The organism is Pedobacter sp., assembly GCF_035566355.1.
Lineage (GTDB): Bacteria > Bacteroidota > Bacteroidia > Sphingobacteriales > Sphingobacteriaceae > Pedobacter.
This window is the reverse complement of sequence record NZ_DATMRL010000499.1, coordinates 1-3,979: the sequence shown is the minus strand read 5'-3', so window position 1 is coordinate 3,979 and position 3,979 is coordinate 1. Positions and strand designations below refer to the sequence as shown.

At 41.2% G+C, this 3,979-nt stretch carries 3 protein-coding genes, 1 tRNA gene and 1 pseudogene; 4 read left to right on the top strand and 1 reads right to left on the bottom strand.

The features are described 5' to 3' along the window. A partial coding sequence (locus VNZ46_RS19440; protein ID WP_325561725.1) for a thiamine pyrophosphate-dependent enzyme occupies nucleotides 1-769 on the top strand: 769 nt, incomplete at its 5' end. 54 nt (nucleotides 770-823) lie between these two features. Here VNZ46_RS19440 and VNZ46_RS19435 read toward each other — a convergent pair. Further along, entirely contained in the window at nucleotides 824-1,261 is a 438-nt protein-coding gene (locus VNZ46_RS19435; RefSeq protein ID WP_325561723.1) for a carboxymuconolactone decarboxylase family protein, read from the bottom strand. A 78-nt stretch (nucleotides 1,262-1,339) separates the two neighbouring features. On the opposite strand from VNZ46_RS19435, the gene VNZ46_RS19430 reads away from it, so the two are divergent. The 3 genes and pseudogenes from VNZ46_RS19430 to VNZ46_RS19420 form a co-directional block, all read left to right on the top strand. Next, nucleotides 1,340-2,806: a PLP-dependent aminotransferase family protein gene (locus VNZ46_RS19430; RefSeq protein ID WP_325561721.1), complete on the top strand. Its 1,467-nt coding sequence runs from the start codon at nucleotides 1,340-1,342 to the stop codon at nucleotides 2,804-2,806. A gap of 218 nt (nucleotides 2,807-3,024) precedes the next feature. Next, a tRNA-Phe gene (locus VNZ46_RS19425) sits at nucleotides 3,025-3,097 on the top strand. 516 nt (nucleotides 3,098-3,613) lie between these two features. Then, nucleotides 3,614-3,979: pseudogene (locus VNZ46_RS19420) on the top strand (Fe-S oxidoreductase); the annotation flags it as partial.

Sequence of the window (3,979 nt, the reverse complement as noted above, 5' to 3'; positions counted from 1 at the left end):
GGTCAAAAGTGATGATAGTTTTCTTAAAGCGCATCTCCATCTGTATGACAAGGTTAAAGAAAACCTGCTCACCTATGTAAAAGATAATGGCAAAAAAGAAGCCATTCATCCTGAATTTGTAGCCTCCGTGATCAATGACCTGGCCAGCAGGGATGCAATCTTCACAGTTGACACCGGAATGTGCTGTGTTTGGGGCGCGCGCTATATTGATGCGACCGGGCATAGAAAGTTGCTGGGCTCATTTAATCACGGATCCATGGCCAATGCCATGCCAATGGCAATAGGCGCGGCCTTATCCAATCCTGGCAGACAAGTGATTGCCCTGTGTGGGGATGGAGGAATATCCATGCTTTTGGGAGACCTTGCCACCATAAAACAATATAATCTACCTGTTAAACTGGTTGTTTTTAACAATCGCACTTTGGGTATGGTGAAGTTGGAAATGGAAGTTGCAGGCCTGCCAGATCATGAAACGGATATGATCAACCCCGATTTTGCACTAGTGGCACAAGCCATGGGTTTCAGAGGGATTACAGTTACGGAACCAGATCAGGTAAAATCGGCCTTAACTGAAGCTTTCCAGCACGATGGACCGGTACTGATCAATGTATTTACAGATCCCGAAGCATTGGCTATGCCACCAAAAATAGAATTTGAACAAATGAAAGGATATGCAGTTACCATGGGGAAAATGATCCTGGGCGGAAAAATGGATGAGGTTCTTGCAACGGTAAAATCAAACTATAAACATTTGAAGGAAATGTTTTAAAAATAAAAGAAGTGGGTTCATTCCCGCCCACTTCTTTAAGTATTACTCTTCCTGCTATTCCGCATGAAGGCCAGTCGTAATTCCAAGACGGTTCCAGGAATTAATGGTGATAATAGCCATAATTACTTCTGTAAGATATTGCTGTCCGAGCAGTTCCAGAGCATGGTCATAAACTGCATCAGATACCCCGTGTTTAGACAACACAGTCATTTCTTCTGCCAATGCCAGAATCGCACGTTCTTCCTTTGAATAAAAAGCAGCTTCTCTCCAGGCATCCAGTAAATAGATTCTTTGTTCTGTTTCTCCAAGATTCCGTGCATCTTTGGTATGCATGTTTAAACAAAAAGCACAACCATTTATCTGAGATACTCTGATCTTGATCAGTTCTGCATGAATTTTATCTAAACTACTTTCATTGAGGTATTTCTCCAGTCCAAGCATCGCTTTATAAGCCTTTGGGTCGGATTCAGGTACTGATTTTCTTTTTGACATGATGTTAAATATTTTACACAAATTTACCGCTCCTATGGACTAAATTAGCATCCAGTTTTTAAAAAGCAAATAGTCCAGATGCTACCTTTTCCAACTTTTATTTCACTCGACAGATCTTCAACGATTCCCCTGTACCTTCAAATATCAAACAGCCTCGTGAATGCGATCAGCTCTGGGATTCTGACCCCTGGAGTAAAGCTTCCCGGGACAAGAGAACTGGCTAAATCACTGGATGTTCACAGAAAAACCATTATTGCGGCCTATGACGAACTGTATGCACAAAGCTGGACAGAAGTAGAACCTAAAAAAGGCACCAGGGTGGCACAAAATTTACCTGGACTTAAAGCCAGGTCCTGGAGCCGGGAACCCAAAACAGGCTATGAAGGAAAAATGTCGGTTTCCTTTTATAGCTCCGCACAAAGAGTTCATTTTCCGGTCCTTCCCCTCATTACCCCAGACCTGGTGATCAATGAAGGGCTCCCGGACACCAGATTGGCACCGCTCGACCTGCTCTTCAGAGAATACCGCAGCCGGCAAAAAAGTATCTCTTCTAACAAAATGATCCAGGGCCAGGCTACAGGCTCGCTCTTTCTCAGAGAAAGTCTGGTTCCCTATCTGGCAGAAACCCGGGGCCTACAAGTAGACAGTTCAAACATCATGATTACCCAAGGTGCACAAATGAGCATCTATCTGGCTGCAAATCTGCTTTTAAAACCAGGAGATAAAGTCATTGTTGCAGAACCAAGTTATTTTCTGGCTAATGCTGTTTTTACCCAAACCGGGGCAAAAATTCTACGTGTTCCGGTAGATGAGCAAGGCATGGACATCCAGGCAGTAGAACAACTTTGCACAAAAAACAAGATCAGAGTGCTATATGTGATTCCCCACCACCACCATCCCACTACAGTTACCTTAAGTCCGGAACGTCGGATGCATTTGCTGGAACTCGCCGCCCGCTATAATTTTGCAATTGTGGAAGATGATTATGATTATGATTTTCACTACAGTTCCGCCCCCTACCTTCCACTGGCCAGCAGCAAGCATGAGGGCAGAATCATCTATATTGGATCCTTTTCCAAAACCTTATCTGCCAATGTACGGATCGGATTTATGATTGCTCATGCAAATTTTATCAAAGAAGCAGGAGACAGAAGACGCCTTATAGATCTCAGAAGTGATCAATTACTTGGAGATGCACTAGCTACCCTGATCAATAACGGAGATATTGGCCGTTATTTAAAAAAAACAAATAAAACTTATCTCGAGCGCAGAGATCATTGCTGTAACCTGCTGGATCAACACATGAAAGGTCTGGTGGAGTACCAGAAGCCCGATGGAGGAATGGCCATCTGGGTAAAATTTAAAGATCCCTTGATTTTAAAAGAAATTGCTTTTCGCGCCGGCATAAAAGGATTGCAGATTTCTGATGGCGAATTATATAATACCCATAAAATTTCCTACAATTCTTTAAGAATTGGCTTTGCTTCCCTGACACCTGCAGAAATGGAAAAAGCAATATTGATCCTGAAAGAGGTAAGCAGATGATTTTTTTTTAAAAAAAAATCATCTTTTTTTTCTCCAAAAAACCTTTCGCCTAAATAATTCACCTTTAGAAACTTAACCCGTTGTAACGTATATTCATTCTCAATTAAAATCATTTCCCCAACTATTTATTTCAACTTTTTTTCAAATAAAATTTGGAGTTAAAAAAAAAGAAACTACATTTGCACTCCCAACCGAAGGGAATTACACAAAAACAAAATGGTGCGGTAGCTCAGTCGGTAGAGCAAAGGACTGAAAATCCTTGTGTCGCCGGTTCGATCCCGGCCCACACCACTTTAAAAGCCCCAGAGAAATCTGGGGCTTTTTTTGTTTCCCCGACGTTCATTATCAGTAACGGAATTAAAGCCCTAACAAAAACATATTTTGTTGGCTTTAATTTTGCTATATACAAATTATAAATTATTTAAATAACGTTTTTAGCTCTTAAACAAAACAATATGGGTTACCAGGATCATAAATGCCGGAAGTGCGGAACAGATTTCCATTATCAGGTGCCACGCTCCTTTTTCTTAAAACACGTACTGGGTTTTCTTCCGGTAAGAATCTATTGGTGCCCAAAGTGCACCACCAACCGCTATGTATGGATCAAGTAGATCCAGCTATTCAATACATCAGTTAATCTTAATTTTAAAAATTTTTAAACCTCCTGATTTTAACTATTTAATTGGGCAACAACCACTATGCACCGAATTTTATTTAAAACTCTTCTAAATTTCGCATTTTATGCATGCATAATAATCTTGTTTTACGTGAATTAGCTTAACTTAGCGTGACCAAAGATTTTGAAGAATGATAGCACAAATCCTGTTTATAGCCCTCTTTATTGCTGCTGTAGCCTTATTCAGCTATAATGCAAAAAAAGTGATCCGCAACATTCGCCTCGGTAAGCCAGCGGACCGTTCAGATCAACCGCAAAAAAGATTGATGACCATGCTGAAAGTAGCCTTTGGTCAAACGAAAATGTTCTTCCGTCCGATTCCTGCTTTTCTTCACTTATTGGTGTACGCGGGCTTTGTTATTGTGAACATAGAGGTACTCGAAATCATGATTGACGGAGTAGCCGGTACCCATAGAATCTTTCATGGTCTTGGCGGCCTGTACAATGTCCTTATTGCTGCATTTGAGTTTCTCGCCTTAGGCGTTTGGGTATCCTGT

Bases quoted from the DNA above. Each gene is read 5' to 3' on its own strand.
- VNZ46_RS19435 (WP_325561723.1), bottom strand. From the start codon at position 1,261: ATGTCAAAAAGAAAATCAGTACCTGAATCCGACCCAAAGGCTTATAAA.
- VNZ46_RS19430 (WP_325561721.1), top strand. From the start codon at position 1,340: ATGCTACCTTTTCCAACTTTTATTTCACTCGACAGATCTTCAACGATT.